The organism is Acinetobacter sp. CFCC 11171, assembly GCF_003268405.1.
GTDB lineage: Bacteria > Pseudomonadota > Gammaproteobacteria > Pseudomonadales > Moraxellaceae > Acinetobacter > Acinetobacter amyesii.
This window is the reverse complement of sequence record NZ_LQXP01000006.1, coordinates 1-16,922: the sequence shown is the minus strand read 5'-3', so window position 1 is coordinate 16,922 and position 16,922 is coordinate 1. Positions and strand designations below refer to the sequence as shown.

Sequence of the window (16,922 nt, the reverse complement as noted above, 5' to 3'; positions counted from 1 at the left end):
CTTTCTATTTCGCTATAGTGTGGGCAAGCGCAACATAGTGAAAGTATAAGCGATCATGCTGTTGAAAACTGAAATAAATATCATCAAAAAATTCGGACTGGTTCTGCTCATAGGTTCTGGCCTAGCGACGTTTACGCATGCAGAAAAAATTAACTGCGATCATGCCAATACTCAGGCAAAAAAAAAATTATTGTTCTGACCGTTTTAAAGAACAGCGTGAAAAGCTAGATGGGCTTTTTTTAACAGCGCAGTTGATTACCGATGCCCCAATACGCTTACTGATAGATACGCAAAAATTATGGTATAGCCGAGTTCAGCAATGCAAAAACTTGGAGTGTTTTAAACAACAATTTGAGCTTCGCCATGAAGATTTGAATATTTATACCTCAATGAACCAAAGCTTAACGCAGCATTATCTTAAATTTGAAAATGGCCATTTTGCGACATCACCTGTACATTTAAAGGTACATCAACTGGGCAAAGACAGCATCAAAATAGAAGGCATTGCCTATCGTAATCCGAACAATCGAGTTGAAACACAAACCATTCCATTTTTAGCTTACACAACACCCGAACAAAAAAATCAAATCACCGATAATGAACACGACTGCAAATATCAGTTCAATTACAGTAAAGCCTTACTCTCAGTAAAAACTGAACAAAAAGGCTGTGAACGTTTTGCAGGGATTTATCGTTTATATGATTAAGACCAAATTCGAATGACTTAGAAAAATACAAAAAAGCCTCAACATTGAGCTTTTTTGATGTCTACAATATGTCAGTTAAATCGGATGTCTTTGCTGCACTTGCTGGCTGATCATTGCAGCTGTTGCCGCAGATAAGGTCCATCCAAGGTGACCATGCCCAGTATTATAGAAAATATGATCTCGCTTACCAGCATGTACCACAGGCATCATATTGGGCATCATTGGTCGTAAACCCGCCCACGGTACCACATGTTCTGTTGATAAGTTAAAATTACGATTCGACCAATCAATTAAGGGCTGAATGCGATCTGCACGAATATCTCGGTTATAGCCATTAAACTCTGCCGTGCCTGCAACACGTAGTCGATTTGCACCTAAGCGTGAAGTCACAATTTTGGCACTTTCATCCAACAGACTTACCCAAGGCGCATTGGCCTGACTTTGTTCATCATTTAAATTTATGGTGATTGAATATCCTTTGACTGGATAGACATTTACGCGGTCACCGAGTTTATGCGCAAGTTCATAACTACCTACGCCACCACAGACCACCACAGCATCTGCTTCAAGTATGGTATCAGCATCAGGATGTTCCATATTTTCATCACTGGCTTTTAACTGAACATTGACACCTTTTGCATGATGTTCAAAGTCAGTCACCTCAAAACCCCACATATATTTCACTTCAAAGCGTTCCGTTGCTTTGGCAAGCTGCGTTGTAAATTTATGGATATCTCCAGTGGCATCACCCGGACAATAAAAGCCTCCATAGTATTCACCTGTCAGACTAGGCTCAATGTCACGGATTTCAGCTAATGTCACAGGATGACGCTCTAAACCACCCTCACAGAGCATATTATTAACTTGAGTCGCTACCTCATAATCATGTTGATTATGAAAGAAATGTAAAATGCCGCGTTTTTCTAAATCAAACTGTAAGTTTTCATGCTCAGCTATTTCAAATAAACGCTGACGTGCCATCAATGCGAGACGTACAGTCTCGTGAGTATTTTCACGATAATCTTTAATATGTCCCATAAACTCAAAGAGCCATGAATATTTGTGTAGATTAAAACTTGGATTTAATAATAATGGCGCGGTTTTTTGTGACATCCATTTGATGCCTTTCACCACCGTTGCTTTTTGGTTCCAGACCTCAGCATTACACGCTGATAATTGACCACCATTGGCAAACGACGTTTCCATCGCAGGATAAAGATGTTTATCAACCACAGTGACACGATAGCCGAGTAATCCGAGTTCGTAAGCTGTCGTTACCCCAGTAATACCTGCACCAATCACAACAATATGACACATATAGGCTCCTTGGAAATTATATTTCCTATGTTCGCCCCATCTGTCATTGGTACCTGAGAGCTTTGGTTCCTTGCGAAGCAATGTGAACCTTCCCCTTCGGTGAGTAGATCCGGCCTACTTCTCTCCAGATTTTTTATATGATTACAGTCCTTTTGCCTGAGAGTTTCCTGGGGGAACTTGCTCCTTCGGCGAGCACGATCTGTGCTTCTCTCCTGCAATCATCCATTCATTTTTATTCGGCATTCATCTTGGTATTGCCTTAGTTAGATATGAGCAATATTTGTACCAAATCTCAAGTCCTATTTGGGTCAATATTGTTAAATATTATTTTTATATCGATTTAAGTTGTTAGGTTATAAATTTAAAATCATTTTTTCTAAACCTAAATACTTCATCTTTAAAATAAAGGTTTAAAATATTAAATGAAATTTATAACTAGAAAGATTGAAGTTTTATGTCGGATTCTACGCTTTTCTCTCGCTTTGCATCTGTGATCAAAACACATTCTATTGAAGAATTAACCCAAAGTGATTTACTCCTTCTTAAGACTCTGGGGCCTGTTCAAAGTTTTTATGCACCATTCGAGGCCATAAATCATGATGCAAAAGTGGTCATCGTCGGCATCTGCCCAGGCCAACAACAATGGCGTAATTCATTAATCGCAGCAAAGGTCGGCTTAGAACAGCAAGTATCTGAGGAAAACATTCTTAAACTTGCCAAGAATAGTGGTGCTTTTAGTGGCCCTATTCGCAAAAATTTAACTCAACTGCTAGATCATATTGGATTACACAATCAATTAGGCATACAGACCACTGCTGAGCTATTTAGCATTCATCAAGATAAGGTGCAAATGTGCTCGGTTTTACAGCAATGCATTTTGGTCAATGGAAAAAATTATGCTGGCTCAACACCTGCAATGCTAAAAAATGAATTATTAAAACAACATATTGATGATTATTTTATTCCTATGGTCCAACAGCTTCCTAACGCAATTTATATCCCGCTAGGCAAAGGTGTAGATGAGGTTTTAAATTATGTAAGCAGCTTAGGCTATTTAAATGATCAACAGATTTTAGCTGGACTTCCCCATCCATCAGGTGCAAATGCCGAACGGATCAAATATTTTTTAGGTGAAAAACCACGTGAACAATTATCTCGACAAACCAATCCCGAGCAGATTGATAGCGCGAAATCACAGATTTTGCTTAAGATATCTAAATTTCTATGAAGTTCGCTTAACATCACTGAAAAATATTATTTATTTGAATATCAACCACTTATATCAAAGCAGTGCTCGAACAAAACTAGAAAAGTGTGATGTATTTTACTTTTTTGTTTTTCTGTGTGAATATGTACCAAAATAAATATTGCTCATAAAAATAACGCTAACATGGAAATACGCATGAAAAATTTTTTAGTTCTAGGATTTACACTCCTACTACTCACGGGTTGTATTACCGTACCTAAAAATAAACCTGAAACAAGAACCTTGAAGCTAAATGGTGTGAATACTGTTGAAAACAGCAAAGTGATCCAACGAACCATTACTCGGGGTCAGTTACTATGTGAAGCTGGGCAAAAATGTCCTGAACTTGCAATTGATTGGCAAAAAAACAAAGGTGAGTATGCACTTTCACTGCATTCTTATGATCAACAGCAGCTTGATATGAGTGAAATATCTTTTGTGATTGACGGCAAAGTTTTGTCTTATCCTGCAATTGGTCAAACAAATTATCGTCGCTTAGATAATTCAAATGTGATTGATTCTTCTAATACCGTGATGATCCCAGATGCTGTGCTTAAAAAATTTCGGGACGCAAAAAATATTGCTGTGATTATGAATACCAACCAAGGTGAAACCGCACACTATATGTTAAAAAACCAAAAATCTTCAGATGCCTATCGTCTATTTTTACGTGCTTATTCTTAAGACCAAATAGTCTAAAATAAAAATCCCAGAAGTTAGTGTATGTTTTCTTTTGGGATTTTTTATTCATCTCATCTTATAAATTAATCAAATGCATCACATGATCTTTATTTTATTCGTTTAATTAATTGTTTAATTGTCAGTTCACATATCGGTTGACCTACTTCTAGATGAAGAGGATAGGCTTGATTTTCATCTGTTATGTTATAGCCACGTCGTTGATAATATTTTATTAATTCTAAACGCCGATCAATCACATACATGACAAATTCTTCAACATTGGGTTCAATCAACATCGCTTGTTGTTCTGCAAATTGCAATAATTTTTTTCCTAAGCCCTGAGCTTGCTCATTTGGATGAATTGGAAAATGACCAATTTCACAGCTCATCCCCTGCATTTGAATACCAATACCCCCCTTGATCTGCGCATGTACCGACTCAATCACATATAAATGAAAATCCCTTTTTTGTAAGAGTTGACTGAGTTGAGACACATTTATTCGATTTCCTCGAACAATATGATGTTCCGTGGTCCAACTCTTGGGATGATTTTCCCGATAGGCTATATTTATTAAGCTTTCGAGCTGCTGAATATCTTCAAGTAAAGCATGTCTTATATTCATATTTTTTATCTATTTATTTTCATAGGGCTATTTTACTGAAATAAAAAAACCAGACAATTGTCTGGTTTTTTATGCAATTTGCTCATCAGTGTAGCTCGCTAGCGCTATTCACCAACCGCATCGGAACAAAGCGGCGCTTTGTTTCCTCACTTGGGTTCAATTGGAGCAAATGGTGCAATAACGTCTGCATTTTGTGCACGGTTACGCATGAAGTGATCCATGAGCACAATTGCTAACATCGCCTCTGCAATTGGTGTCGCGCGAACACCGACACAAGGATCATGGCGACCTTTGGTCAACACATCTGTATCTTCACGATTAATCGTAATGGTTTTACCCGGCGTAGTAATGGAAGCTGTTGGTTTCAAGGCGATCGCAACACGAATGTCTTGACCACTCGAAATACCGCCCAAAATGCCGCCCGCATGGTTTGCCAAGAAACCATCCGTAGTTAACTCATCACGGGTTTCATGACCAAACTGCTCAGCAACACCAAAGCCATCACCAATTTCAACACCTTTTACGGCATTGATAGACATCATGGCATGTGCAATATCTGCATCTAAACGATCAAATACAGGCTCGCCCCAACCGACTGGCACTTGCGTCGCAATAATTTCCAGTTTGGCGCCACAGCTCGTTCCTTGTTCACGAAGTGAAGTTACGAGAGCCTCAAAACGTGGGACAGCATCTGCATCACCACAGAAAAATGGGTTATTTGGAACTTCATTCCAGTCCAATTTCTCTGCTTTTTCGGTACCAATTTGGGTTACATGACCACGAATTTCTATGCCGAATTTCTCAAACAAGAATTTTTTAGCAATCGCACCCGCAGCAACACGCATCGCAGTTTCACGAGCACTCGAGCGACCACCACCACGATAATCACGGAAACCATACTTATGTGTATACGTATAGTCTGCATGACCCGGACGGAAGGTTTGCGCGATGTTGCCATAATCTTTTGATTTTTGATCTGTGTTACGGATCAAAAGACCAATCGATGTACCGGTTGTTTTGCCTTCAAATACGCCTGAAATAATTTCAACTTCATCGGGTTCTTTACGCTGAGTCGCAAACTTAGATGTGCCCGGCTTACGACGATCCAGATCCTTTTGCAAATCGGCTTCAGTCAGTTCAATACCCGGTGGAACCCCATCCACAATGGCCATCAAACCAACGCCATGAGATTCACCACAAGTCGTTACACGGAAGAGCTGCCCTATACTATTACCTGCCATGTCAAACGACTCCTTATGCTTGAACAGATTGAATAAATAAATCTCGGTATTCGCGGCATTGAGCAGCAGTCAATGCAAAGATACCTGTACCGCCTTTTTGGAACTGTAACCAGTAAAAATCAACGGTATTGAAGTTTTGACGCATTGCCCATTCTGAGTTACCCACTTCGATCACAATTAAGCCATCTTCAGTCAGGTAATCTGCAGCTTGTGCCAACATTTTACGGACAAGATCCAAACCATCTTGACCCGCAGCAAGCGCCATTTCAGGTTCATGGTGGAATTCTTCTGGTAAATCTGCCATGTCTTCAGCATCCACATACGGTGGATTCGACACGATTAAATCATATTGATTTTCTGCTGGAATTTTGGCGAATAAATCAGACTCAAGTAAAGCCACTTGATATTGTTTATTGTGGTGTTCACAGTTAATTTGTGCCACTTCAAGCGCATCTTTAGATAAATCTGTTGCATCAACTTCAGCGTCTGGGAATGCATATGCTAAAGCAATCGCGATACAACCCGAACCCGTACACATATCTAAAATGCGCTGAGGAGTTTTTGGATTGGCATTTTCAGGTAGATTATTAACCGCAGCACCCATTTCGCCATTTTCACCTAAGCAATATGGCGCAAAACGGTTTTCAATCAATTCCGCGATTGGAGAACGTGGAATCAGTACACGTTCATCGACATAAAATGGCTTACCAAAGAAATATGACAAGTTTAGTAAATAAGACGTCGGAACTTTTTCATTAATACGACGTTCTAACAATGCTAAAAATTCTGCAACTTCACTTGGCAATAATTTCGCATCTAAGATTTCCGCATCTGCATTCCAATCTAGAGATAACGTTTGTAAAACCAATGCTGAGCTTTCAGCAAAATAGTCTTCTGTACCTTGTCCTAAGTGGGCATCATATTGACGTAAAGCTGTTACCCCAAAGCGGATATAATCACGAATTGTAGATAGGTTTTCAGCTGCTTCCTGTAAATGTTCAGGGCTAATAGTCGGTCGATCCACTTAAGGCGTCTCCAATTCATAATTTTTTAAACGCCCTATGATACCTTGTTTTAATGCTATTTATAATAAAAATACGGCATTATTCACCGCTTGAAAGCATTTCATAACCGTATATATGAGGTCTGATACATTCGCTGAAATGAAATGTGTAATTTAGGCTTTTCTTCAGCATACTATAAAACCTAATAGATAAAAATTACGAATAAAAACCAATTCAAGCTCAATTGTTTAGCAATTTGTACTTGATCCTAAGCTTTAATTTCTTAAAATCATCCCCATACAAACAGTTAAATTTTAAATGCGGGGCTCCAATGAGCTATAAGCACAATAACCTCATGGCTATGCGTCAAAGCTATTGGGAAGACACTCAGTCTTTAAACGTGCAAAATGAAAAGGCATTTTTTCAGCAACTGCTGATCGAACATCAAGTTTTCCCTGATCCGAGTTTAGAAAACGCTCGTACCCTATTTTTTAGCTTACCGAGCATTATTATTGTCAAAGGTTATGCTGCCGGATTTAAAGACGAATCTGTCCAACACCTTATTCATCAACATATTGAAGAACATAAAGCGGCATTGATGCAAAACGATACGGTAAAAATCAAATATCGTTTATAGTTTTCTTTTCCAATGTGCTTGTCTACGTGGCATCTTGCTTAAGTTTGCAAATGCTTACTGCATATTCAGTAAGTTGAACTATTTTAATACGTTAAGAAACGTTAAAATTAGCTACAATGTATTTTTCTGCGAATTGCTGATTAAAGGATTTAATTTACATGTCAGATCAGAACGATAAGCTCAAACACTTGAAAACGTCTTCTATGGATCGACGCTTATCTATCGCAAAGGCATCGCTACTTGCGGGAACTCGTTGGGCAGCATCAAACGCCACTTCTATTTTTTCGAGTGAAGAAGAAAAAGAGAAAAAGCGTAAAAAAGCCATGAAAGATCAGGCTGAATATCTCGTCGCAGAAATTGGTAAATTAAAAGGTTCAATTGTAAAAATTGGGCAAATGATGGCATTGTATGGTGAACATTTTCTGCCTGAAGAAATCACCCAAGCCCTCAACACCTTGAACAATCAAACAGTTGCTTTGGCATGGCCAGCCATCAAAGTCCAATTACAAAATCAACTTGGTTCAAAGCTTGATGATCTCGTGATTGATCATGAGCCACTTGGTACAGCTTCTTTGGCACAAGTTCACCGTGCAAAACGCAAATCTGATGGCTTAGAACTGGTTTTAAAAATCCAGTATCCGGGTGTGGCAGATGCTATCGATTCGGATATGAATCTATTCAAAAACATGCTCAAACTGACACGAATGGTTCCTCAAACCCGTGAATTTGATCAGTGGTTTGATGAAGTTCGTGAAATGATGCATCGTGAAGTAAATTATAAAATCGAAGCAGATACCACTCGCCGTTTTGCTGCACGCTTAAAAGAAGACCCACGCTATATCGTGCCGCAAATCATTGAAGGTTATTCAACACCTCAAGTACTGTGTATGACCTTTGAACGTGGTGTACCGATTAACAGCCCAGTAATGCTGTCACTTCCTCAAGAGCGTCGCAATGCCTTAGGTGAAGCATCACTTGAGATTGCCGTACGTGAAATTTTTGAATGGGGTGAAATGCAAACCGACCCTAACTTCGGAAACTATTTGGTTCGTTTGGGCAATGGTGCGGATGTACCAGATAAAATCGTACTCCTCGACTTTGGTGCGATCCGTCAGTTCGATGAGCATCTATTAGGCGTTGCACGTAATTTGATTACCGCGGGTTATCACCATAGCTCTGAGCAAATGGTCAAAGCGATGACAGGTTATGAGTTCTTTGATGGTATTCCACAAAGTATTAAACCTGATATGGCTAAAGTCTTTCTGTTAGCGACAGAGGCATTTAGTAACACTGAAAATAACCCAGACATCCCTGCTGGCGTTATGGACGAACAACAACGCTATGACTGGAAAAAAAGCCAATTACATAGCCGTGTGATGCAACAAGCGTCAAAATCGATGGCATCTCGTTACTTCTCTGTTCCACCTAAAGAGTTTATGTTTATTAGCCGTAAATTTATCGGTGCATATACCTTTATGACCGTCATTGAAGCAAAAACCAATGTTCGTCGTATGATTCAAAAATATCAATAATGATGCTATGCACACCTTAAGACTTGGCTGACCCAAATGTCAGCCAAGTCAATTTTAAAATAACAATACTTTTAAGCCTTTTTACTTTTCTATTCTTAATTAATCATTTAGCTATCGAATCCCACCTAATCTCGCCGTTTATCTTTGACAATCATGCATGTCATTTATGACATGGTTTTTCTATCTTTGGCATGTCAGCATTAAATAAGAACAACGCAAATGGAAAACAACAATGACCAATATGGTAAACAAGGCACAAGGATTTGGACTCTCACTTTTAACAAAAATTGCCGGAAGTGATGTACTCGATCAGTTTAAACTGCGCAAATTTGTCGAAAAATCTTTGTATCAGAGCTCAAAAGCTGGTTTTAAAACTTGAGCCAAACGCAAAAAGTATTTCAGACCAACAAAGATGTGCATAAGCAACGTTTGCCTAATCAACAAAAATCATTATTTGATTTAAACCTGACTGAAGAACAACAAATGACTGCTGATGCGATGCAGCAGTTTGCCACAGAAGTCTTGTATCCACTTGCTCATCAAGCCGATCAAGAGGAAACATTTCCAGAAGTGTTATGGCAACATATCCAAGATCTAGGTCTAAATTATTATGCCTTACCTGAAGATTTGGGTGGTGTCGCGGCAGAAAAAAATATCATTAGCAATATCTTAATTGCTGAACAATTGGCTGAAGGTGACTTTAGTTTAACAGCAGGTTTACTGTCGACATTTAGCTGTATCAACGCCATTACCCAATGGGGTTCCGAATCTGTTCAAGCAACCTACTTAGCGGCATTTGCAGATGATTCAGCCCTACGTGCAAGCTTTGCGGTTCAAGAGGCAACAGCGGCATTTAATCCCTATCAACTTAAAACTCACGCGATTGCTGATGGCCAGCAGTATAAAATCAGTGGGGAGAAAACCTTAGTTCTTTTAGGTGAACAGGCAGATGTGCTCTTGGTGAGTGCCATGCTCAATGAGCAGCCTGAAGTTTTTATTGTGCAACGTGACCAGAGCATTAGCGCAAAAAAAACACCTGCTATGGGTTTGAAAGCCACTGAAACGGTAACGTTAAAATTTGATCAGACCCCTGCCCAACGCTTAGGCGATCAAGATTTCAACTACACATCATTTATCGATCTTGGCAATTTAATGTGGTGTGCCATGGCTGTTGGTACCGCAACTGCAGTCAAGAAATATTGCATTCAATATGCAAACGAACGTACAGCTTTTGGGGAGCCAATTTCGCACCGTCAAAGTGTGGCATTTATGATTGCAGATATGGCAATCGAAATTGATGCCATGCATATGCTCATCCTCAATGCAGCAAGTCTAGCCGAAGCTGGCAAGCCCTTTCATCGTGAAGCCTATTTAGCCCGCGTATTATGTGCTGAAAAGTCTATGAAAATTGGGACCGATGGCGTGCAAATATTAGGTGGTCACGGCTTTACCAAAGAACATCCCGTAGAACGTTGGTATAGAGACTTACGTGCCACAGCGATTCTTCAATCTGGCTTACATGCTTAATTCAGCAAAATAAAAACAAGGAAATGTCCATGAACTTACAAAATCCGAAAAAATTTAAATTGCTGATCGACCAAGCCCATAAAGTCGCTTTAAATGTTCTACGTCCTATTTCACGTAAATATGACAAAGCCGAACATGCCTATCCTAAAGAATTAGACATGTTGTCTTCCCTCGTCGACGGTATGAATGATGGCGGTGATGGCATGAATGCAGGTGCTGCCGTCAATAAACGTGGCGACACAGATACTGGAAATAAAAACGGTGTCAATATGTCGACAGCCCTCAGTATCATCGAGATGTGCTATGGAGATACAGGCCTGTTGCTCAGCATGCCTCGCCAAGGGCTTGGAAACTCGGCTATTGCAGCAGTAGCCAATGATGAACAACTAGAGCGCTTAAAAGGAACTTGGGCCGCTATGGCTATTACGGAACCGAATTGCGGCTCTGATTCAGCAGCAATTCGGACAACAGCGACGAAAGATGGCGATGAATACATCCTCAATGGTGAAAAAATCTTTGTCACCTCGGGCGAACGTGCTGATTCAGTAGTTGTTTGGGCAACACTAGATAAAAATTTAGGTCGTGCAGCGATTAAATCCTTTGTTGTTGAAAAAGGTACGCCGGGCATGACTGTAGAACGCCTAGAACATAAATTGGGTATTAAAGCCTCTGATACGGCTGCCATTAGCTTTGTAGATTGTCGTGTCCCTGCTGCAAACTTATTAGGCAATGCTGAAATTGATGTAGCAAAGGGTTTTGCTGGGGTTATGGAAACTTTTGATAATACTCGCCCACTCGTTGCTGCGATGGCTATAGGCTGTGCAAAGGCATCTTTAGAGCGAATTAAAGAAATCTTTAAAGATAAATTAGATGAGCAGTATTCAACACCGATCTTACAAAGCTCGAATATTGCTGCACAAATCTACCGAATGGAAGCAGACTGGGAAGCAGCACGTCTACTCATGCTCAAAGCCGCATGGATGGCTGACAACAAAAAACCTAACTCACGTGAAGCATCCATCGCTAAAGCAAAAGCAGGCCGTGTAGTTAATGAAATCACCTTAAAGTGTGTAGAGCTCGCAGCTGCAGTTGGTTATAACGAAGATGAATTATTGGAAAAATGGGCACGTGATTCAAAAATCCTCGATATATTTGAAGGCACACAGCAAATTCAACAATTAATCGTTGCACGACGTGAACTGGGTAAAAGTTCAAGCGAATTAAAGTAATTTTTTGCTTGAGTAATTTTAAACTTAGAGATGGATTTTTTTATAGGATCAGTCTATAAACAATCCATCTTTTTGTTTTTCGATGATTATGTTTCAAATCCGACCACTTCAACTTGAAGACAATGCAAGTATTGCCAATGTCATTCGCACAGTTTCCAAAGAATTTGGATTAGCACCTGAATCAGGATTTGCCGTTGCAGATCCAATTTTAGATGATTTATATCAAGTTTATGCGCAAGCAAATGCACAATATTGGGTTATTGAAAATCCACACGGTACAATTTTAGGTGGTGGCGGCCTTTCTCCTTTAGCTGGAGATTCAAGCATTTTAGAAATCCAAAAAATGTATTTTATGCCTGAATTACGTGGTCATGGCTTAGCCAAAAATATTTTAGAACTTTGTTTTCAATTCGCCAAAGATCATAATTTTAAAGCGTGTTATTTAGAAACTACACATACACTTGGGCAAGCGGTGAAACTCTATGAAAAAGTAGGATTTCAACACTTACAAGCTCCTAAGGGCAATACAGGTCATAGTCAAGCATGTGAAATTTGGATGCTTAAAACGCTTTAATAAACTTAGATTTAATTAATTTCGCTGAAAAGGTTTTAGAGCTTTTTCAAATAGAGATATTTAATGAGTGGATATTCAAGTTTTTTATAATTAAAGATCTCCGCTTTTGAATAACCCACAATCTTAAGTAAGTAAGAATGTAAAGAGAGAAATACTAACTCAATTAACACGATCTGCTTTTCTCTCTTCACTTAGACAATCATGTAATTTGAGTACATTTCCATCAATTTTTACAATTACACTGTATAGAGCAACTTAAGAAAATATTGACCTCTGAGTCTCCAGTTCATACTATCACTTTAGAAATTACACTTAGCCATGATTATTTTAAAGTGAATATAAATGCAGAATGTACTGAATAAAACTCGCCTTTCAACTCGTCTTTCGTCGCTCCTAAGCGCTCACAGCTTAAAGTTTTCAACTGTTATTATATCTGTAACCCTGATTTCTGGATGTTCATCACTCGGTGGTGGCTCTGTAGAAAAACGTGCTGTTAAACTTTCATCAGGGATCCAAAAGGCCTATTCAGTCAATCCTGAAACTGCAAATCGAGTGTCACCCTACATTGTGCAAACTGCTGATCAATACAACTTAGATCCTTTACTACTGGCTGCTGTTATTCGCCAAGAATCAACTTTCCGCCCTTATGTCAGTTCACCTGCAGGTGCAGTCGGTTTAACTCAGGTGATGCCACGTTATTGGCAAGCAACATGCCCTGGGGATTTATATGACGAATTAACCAATATTAATTGTGGGTCATTTATTTTAACTAAATATAAAAATGCCGCTGGCAGCATGCCAAAAGCTTTAGCCTACTATAATGTCGGACCTACCGCTTATAACACCAATCGAAAAATGAAAAAACAAGGCAAACGTTATGCAAAACAAGTGAAACAACATCGAAATAATTTAAAAAGTGCATTATAAGAAGTAAAGTTCAATCCTATTACCCCAGGATTGAACTTTTAACATATATCACAAATAATTAAACTTAATAGACTTAAATCACAAATATTAATCTAGAAATAATATTATATAATATATTTTAATGATCAAAAAATAAACAAACAGCACAGATATTTAATACTTATTTAATCTTATACAATCGTTTTTGTATATTAAATTAATGAAATAATACATTAAATCTATTAATAAAAAAACTCTTATAAAACAACAACCTTAATTGAATTTCATATACAACAATTCTATAAAAGGTTTAAATATTCTACACAATCCTACAACTATTAGCAGCCAAGAATCGTTTAAAGACCATTTTTACTTTATTTATTATTAACAATAATCAACCAGCTGATTTTTTTAGCATTGTTTATTCATCATTTTTAGCTAATATCATATAGGTCAGTAAAACTATATTACTGATTAACATATAATTTATTGGGGTTAATAATGGCCAAATTATCTTTAAACGCTTTAACAGACATTGACGGTTTTATTGCTGCAGCTTTGGTTGACAGCGAAAGTGGCCTTGCTATGGCGACACAAGGCAATAACGACATCGATTTAGAATTAGCTGCTGCTGGTAATACTGAAGTTGTACGCTCAAAGCGTAAAGTTGCCAAAGCGTTGAATTTAAATGACTCTATTGAAGACATTCTAATTACTCTGGGTAAACAATATCACTTAATCCGCCCACTCGACTCAAATGAAGCATTATTTCTTTACCTCGTCTTAGACCGTAGTAAATCAAACCTTGCTATGGCTCGCCATGAACTTAAACATTTCGAAAAAGAATTAGATTTTTCTTAATTTAAAGTTGGGTTATTTCACCAGAAATAACCCTGTTTTCTGGACCATTTCGTGAATAGCACATTATATATTTCTATCTTTGGCTTAAATCTAAATGTTATCAATGACATTAAATCTATTATTTCAAATAAGCTATCTGAAACTTTTACTATTCATTGGACAAACATTGCAGATTCGAAACTCCAAGTCCTATTAATCAATGATGACTTTATCGACCTGCCGAATATAAATAAAATAAGGCACGAAGCTTTAATCATACTTAAACTTAAAAAAAATGAATTGAAAGCAAATCAAATCGAACACGATACCCTGTTTTTACCCCTAACAAATACCAATCAATTTGAGCATTGGTTAGAGCATTCAGTTGCGTTAAGGTTCCGAGACATTAATCCTGTAAATGTATCCAATCCTATTGTTGTTCAAGACACAAAACCTAAATTAAATGCACTCCAGATCTCACAGGCTTTTAAAGATTTAAATAAACATCAACGTCAACTATTGCTTTTAGATCAAAAACCAATCGCACTCATTGATAACTTAAGCAATGAGTTTTGGATAGAACAAAATATACAAATCACACAAAATTCTGAAATCACACTCATTTCAGCAGATACAAATACAGTTGTCACTTTTAAATATGGGTTGGAATCAATAAATTTACAGCATGGATTATGGCAATTTGTTTGGGATTACGTAGATGATACTCCCCCCAATTACACAAGCCACTATAAACTTTTGCATTGGCCACAGCCTATACATTGTGCTGAGCGACAATCACTATTGAAAATATCCGCTTTTTTTATGGAAGGTAGTTCTACTCAATATATTGCTGAACAAATACATTTGAGCCAAAACATTATCAATCGCTATTTATTTGCATGCCACATTGCTGTAATCATAGAAGAGATACCAGCCATGGCGAGTGTATATCATAGCCAAAAAACAGCTCAAGAATCTTCAAATCCACTACAGAGTTTTTTCCGTAGTCTTCGAAAAAAATTAGGAATCTAAAATTTCATTATGATTTTACAGCAATACAAGATCGTATTTGCCGGAACGATGGGTGCCGGAAAAACCACTGCTATTCAAAGTATTTCTGATATTCCTGTACTGAGTACAGAAGCGCTTAATACTGATCAAAATGCACATCAAAAAATGTTAACTACAGTTGGGATTGATTATGGTGAACTTACTCTAGCCGATGGTACTAAACTTGGTTTATATGGTACGCCGGGCCAAGAAAGATTTAACTTTATATGGAATACCATTTGCAACGGCGCAATTGGTACAATTATTTTGATTGATCATACACATGATCATCCAATTCAGCAGCTAAATGATTATTTAAATTATTTCTCTGAAAATAATGAAAACATCATCATCGCGATTACGCATTTAGATAGCACGCAGTATAAATCCACTAAACCTTATAAACATTGGCAGGATTCACAACAGATACATCACCCGATTTTTTACATCGATGCTAGAAATAAAAATGACATTCTTTTTATTCTAGAAGCACTCATTGCAAAAGCCGAAGTTCAACTTTCAATTTAATGAAGATATTATGAATACAGCAATTCGTACATCACGTTCAGCACCTCTACAGCTTATTGAACATGCGCATAAACTCATGAAAGAGTTAGTCTCTGATGTGTCTGGTGTTGAATTTATGATGTTATGTTCAACAGATGGTTTTGAATTAAAATCTATAGAAAAGAAAAATATTGAAAATTCTGGAAAACTTGCAGCTGTAAGCAGTTCGATCTTAGCAATGGTTCAAGCTTTTACTAACGAGATTAATTTAATTGGTTGTCAAACCATTACATTAGATGCTGAAAATGGTAAAGCATTACTCACAGCGATCTCTCACCCTCAGCACCCCATGATATTAGTTGTCTTGACATCAAAAAATGTATTATTAGGGCAATTATTATATTCTTTAAAAAGAGTGAGTAATGAACTAAGCGAATATCAACTGTCAAATACATTCGCCTAGTCCGATTCAAATTATTTCATCGATTCACGCATTTTATCTTCATCAAAATATTGTGCAAATGATGCAATACGTTTTTCAACAACTGGATTTTTCATCAGGTTCTCAGCTGCACGATTCCCCAATAGTTCAAATGCTTTACCCAAAGCATTTGTTCCTTCATTTTCTGTAACAGCTTTGATTTCAGCATTACAACGTTTAGTAAATAAATCTTGAAATAAATTTGCCATATTTTTATCAATTTTTTGCATCTCAGCGGACGTCACTTTACTATATTTAGAAATTTCTGGATGTGCTGAAAATGCCAAATAAATCCAAGTCGTTAAGTTCTGACTCTCTTCTGCTGAAATTTTATTTACCAAACATTCACTTAGTTTATCCTGATACACACCAGCTGTAGTATTGAAAGAAACAAATGCAAATAAAACTGTAGCTAATAATTTTTTTAAAAACATCTTAAATACCCTATATATTATTAATGAGACAAACGATTTTATTATATTGATTTATTACACATTTTCATTAGCAAAAGATTTTAAAATGATATAAATGGATTGAGCATTTTAGTTTTATTTTCTTTAAATATCTCTCGTTTTCCTATTTTTTGAATTTGCTTCTCTTATTATTTTTCTATTTTGATAACTTTCACTTTTTCCCCGCACATAAAAAAACACCCCCTGAGATATCAGGGGGTGTTTCGAATAATGAGCTGGCGATGACTTACTCTCACATGGGTAACCCCACACTACCATCAGCGCTAAGAGGTTTCACTTCTGAGTTCGGGAAGGGATCAGGTGGTTCACTCTTGCTATTGTCGCCAGCACAACTGTTATGGATACTT

16 protein-coding genes, 1 rRNA gene, 2 pseudogenes and 1 riboswitch are annotated in these 16,922 nt (G+C 37.7%); of the genes and pseudogenes, 13 read left to right on the top strand and 6 right to left on the bottom strand.

The window, feature by feature from the left end; translation table 11 throughout:
* Positions 1 to 55: 55 nt before the first annotated feature.
* Positions 56 to 707, top strand: a pseudogene (locus AVJ20_RS04560) (hypothetical protein).
* Positions 708 to 782: 75 nt separating this feature from the next.
* Here AVJ20_RS04560 and AVJ20_RS04555 read toward each other — a convergent pair.
* The gene (locus AVJ20_RS04555; protein WP_111884306.1) at positions 783 to 2,024 is read right to left on the bottom strand and encodes a D-amino acid dehydrogenase; all 1,242 of its coding nucleotides are present in this window, start codon (positions 2,022 to 2,024) and stop codon (positions 783 to 785) included.
* 134 nt (positions 2,025 to 2,158) lie between these two features.
* A riboswitch (glycine riboswitch) is annotated at positions 2,159 to 2,249 on the bottom strand.
* Positions 2,250 to 2,478: 229 nt separating this feature from the next.
* Between AVJ20_RS04555 and AVJ20_RS18615 the strand changes: the two genes are divergently transcribed.
* The gene (locus AVJ20_RS18615) at positions 2,479 to 3,252 is read left to right on the top strand and encodes a hypothetical protein (RefSeq protein WP_111884305.1); all 774 of its coding nucleotides are present in this window, start codon (positions 2,479 to 2,481) and stop codon (positions 3,250 to 3,252) included.
* A gap of 174 nt (positions 3,253 to 3,426) precedes the next feature.
* Positions 3,427 to 3,954, top strand: a complete 528-nt coding sequence (locus tag AVJ20_RS04545) for a hypothetical protein (RefSeq protein ID WP_111884304.1) — start codon at positions 3,427 to 3,429, stop codon at positions 3,952 to 3,954.
* A 104-nt stretch (positions 3,955 to 4,058) separates the two neighbouring features.
* Here the strand turns inward: AVJ20_RS04545 and AVJ20_RS04540 are convergent, their stop codons facing one another.
* From AVJ20_RS04540 to prmB, 3 genes are all read right to left on the bottom strand, one after another.
* Positions 4,059 to 4,574 carry a GNAT family N-acetyltransferase gene (locus AVJ20_RS04540; protein ID WP_111884303.1) on the bottom strand — a complete coding sequence of 172 codons (516 nt, stop codon included), beginning with the start codon at positions 4,572 to 4,574 and terminating at the stop codon, positions 4,059 to 4,061.
* Positions 4,575 to 4,720: 146 nt separating this feature from the next.
* Positions 4,721 to 5,815 carry a chorismate synthase gene (aroC, locus tag AVJ20_RS04535; protein ID WP_111884302.1) on the bottom strand — a complete coding sequence of 365 codons (1,095 nt, stop codon included), beginning with the start codon at positions 5,813 to 5,815 and terminating at the stop codon, positions 4,721 to 4,723.
* Positions 5,816 to 5,828: 13 nt separating this feature from the next.
* Complete coding sequence (prmB, locus tag AVJ20_RS04530) at positions 5,829 to 6,839, bottom strand: 50S ribosomal protein L3 N(5)-glutamine methyltransferase (protein WP_078193871.1); 1,011 nt, start codon at positions 6,837 to 6,839, stop codon at positions 5,829 to 5,831.
* Between the two features lie 311 nt (positions 6,840 to 7,150).
* On the opposite strand from prmB, the gene AVJ20_RS04525 reads away from it, so the two are divergent.
* The 10 genes and pseudogenes from AVJ20_RS04525 to AVJ20_RS04480 all read left to right on the top strand — a co-directional run bounded on the left by AVJ20_RS04525 (position 7,151) and on the right by AVJ20_RS04480 (position 16,084).
* Positions 7,151 to 7,456, top strand: a complete 306-nt coding sequence (locus tag AVJ20_RS04525) for a hypothetical protein (protein ID WP_078193872.1) — start codon at positions 7,151 to 7,153, stop codon at positions 7,454 to 7,456.
* 158 nt (positions 7,457 to 7,614) lie between these two features.
* Positions 7,615 to 8,988, top strand: a complete 1,374-nt coding sequence (locus AVJ20_RS04520; RefSeq protein WP_111884301.1) for an ABC1 kinase family protein — start codon at positions 7,615 to 7,617, stop codon at positions 8,986 to 8,988.
* A gap of 241 nt (positions 8,989 to 9,229) precedes the next feature.
* Positions 9,230 to 10,515: pseudogene (locus tag AVJ20_RS04515) on the top strand (acyl-CoA dehydrogenase family protein).
* A 29-nt stretch (positions 10,516 to 10,544) separates the two neighbouring features.
* Positions 10,545 to 11,744: an acyl-CoA dehydrogenase family protein gene (locus tag AVJ20_RS04510; RefSeq protein ID WP_111884300.1), complete on the top strand. Its 1,200-nt coding sequence runs from the start codon at positions 10,545 to 10,547 to the stop codon at positions 11,742 to 11,744.
* 88 nt (positions 11,745 to 11,832) lie between these two features.
* Complete coding sequence (locus AVJ20_RS04505) at positions 11,833 to 12,318, top strand: GNAT family N-acetyltransferase (RefSeq protein ID WP_111884384.1); 486 nt, start codon at positions 11,833 to 11,835, stop codon at positions 12,316 to 12,318.
* A gap of 342 nt (positions 12,319 to 12,660) precedes the next feature.
* Complete coding sequence (locus tag AVJ20_RS04500; RefSeq protein WP_111884299.1) at positions 12,661 to 13,245, top strand: lytic transglycosylase domain-containing protein; 585 nt, start codon at positions 12,661 to 12,663, stop codon at positions 13,243 to 13,245.
* A gap of 480 nt (positions 13,246 to 13,725) precedes the next feature.
* Entirely contained in the window at positions 13,726 to 14,085 is a 360-nt protein-coding gene (locus AVJ20_RS04495; protein ID WP_078193877.1) for a hypothetical protein, read from the top strand.
* Between the two features lie 51 nt (positions 14,086 to 14,136).
* Complete coding sequence (locus AVJ20_RS04490) at positions 14,137 to 15,096, top strand: hypothetical protein (protein ID WP_111884298.1); 960 nt, start codon at positions 14,137 to 14,139, stop codon at positions 15,094 to 15,096.
* A 9-nt stretch (positions 15,097 to 15,105) separates the two neighbouring features.
* Positions 15,106 to 15,642 carry a GTP-binding protein gene (locus AVJ20_RS04485; protein WP_111884297.1) on the top strand — a complete coding sequence of 179 codons (537 nt, stop codon included), beginning with the start codon at positions 15,106 to 15,108 and terminating at the stop codon, positions 15,640 to 15,642.
* A 10-nt stretch (positions 15,643 to 15,652) separates the two neighbouring features.
* On the top strand, positions 15,653 to 16,084 hold the full coding sequence (locus AVJ20_RS04480; protein WP_111884296.1) for a roadblock/LC7 domain-containing protein: 432 nt from the start codon (positions 15,653 to 15,655) through the stop codon (positions 16,082 to 16,084).
* An 11-nt stretch (positions 16,085 to 16,095) separates the two neighbouring features.
* On the opposite strand, the gene AVJ20_RS04475 is transcribed toward AVJ20_RS04480, so the two are convergent.
* Positions 16,096 to 16,536: a hypothetical protein gene (locus AVJ20_RS04475; protein WP_111884295.1), complete on the bottom strand. Its 441-nt coding sequence runs from the start codon at positions 16,534 to 16,536 to the stop codon at positions 16,096 to 16,098.
* A 252-nt stretch (positions 16,537 to 16,788) separates the two neighbouring features.
* A 5S ribosomal RNA gene (gene rrf / locus AVJ20_RS04470) occupies positions 16,789 to 16,903 on the bottom strand.
* Between the last annotated feature and the right edge of the window lie 19 nt (positions 16,904 to 16,922).

Coding starts and splice junctions, on each gene's coding strand:
- AVJ20_RS04555 (WP_111884306.1), bottom strand. CDS start 2,024: ATGTGTCATATTGTTGTGATTGGTGCAGGTATTACTGGGGTAACGACA.
- AVJ20_RS18615 (WP_111884305.1), top strand. CDS start 2,479: ATGTCGGATTCTACGCTTTTCTCTCGCTTTGCATCTGTGATCAAAACA.
- AVJ20_RS04545 (WP_111884304.1), top strand. CDS start 3,427: ATGAAAAATTTTTTAGTTCTAGGATTTACACTCCTACTACTCACGGGT.
- AVJ20_RS04540 (WP_111884303.1), bottom strand. CDS start 4,574: ATGAATATAAGACATGCTTTACTTGAAGATATTCAGCAGCTCGAAAGC.
- aroC (WP_111884302.1), bottom strand. CDS start 5,815: ATGGCAGGTAATAGTATAGGGCAGCTCTTCCGTGTAACGACTTGTGGT.
- AVJ20_RS04525 (WP_078193872.1), top strand. CDS start 7,151: ATGAGCTATAAGCACAATAACCTCATGGCTATGCGTCAAAGCTATTGG.
- AVJ20_RS04520 (WP_111884301.1), top strand. CDS start 7,615: ATGTCAGATCAGAACGATAAGCTCAAACACTTGAAAACGTCTTCTATG.
- AVJ20_RS04510 (WP_111884300.1), top strand. CDS start 10,545: ATGAACTTACAAAATCCGAAAAAATTTAAATTGCTGATCGACCAAGCC.
- AVJ20_RS04505 (WP_111884384.1), top strand. CDS start 11,833: ATGTTTCAAATCCGACCACTTCAACTTGAAGACAATGCAAGTATTGCC.
- AVJ20_RS04500 (WP_111884299.1), top strand. CDS start 12,661: ATGCAGAATGTACTGAATAAAACTCGCCTTTCAACTCGTCTTTCGTCG.
- AVJ20_RS04495 (WP_078193877.1), top strand. CDS start 13,726: ATGGCCAAATTATCTTTAAACGCTTTAACAGACATTGACGGTTTTATT.
- AVJ20_RS04485 (WP_111884297.1), top strand. CDS start 15,106: ATGATTTTACAGCAATACAAGATCGTATTTGCCGGAACGATGGGTGCC.
- AVJ20_RS04480 (WP_111884296.1), top strand. CDS start 15,653: ATGAATACAGCAATTCGTACATCACGTTCAGCACCTCTACAGCTTATT.
- AVJ20_RS04475 (WP_111884295.1), bottom strand. CDS start 16,536: ATGTTTTTAAAAAAATTATTAGCTACAGTTTTATTTGCATTTGTTTCT.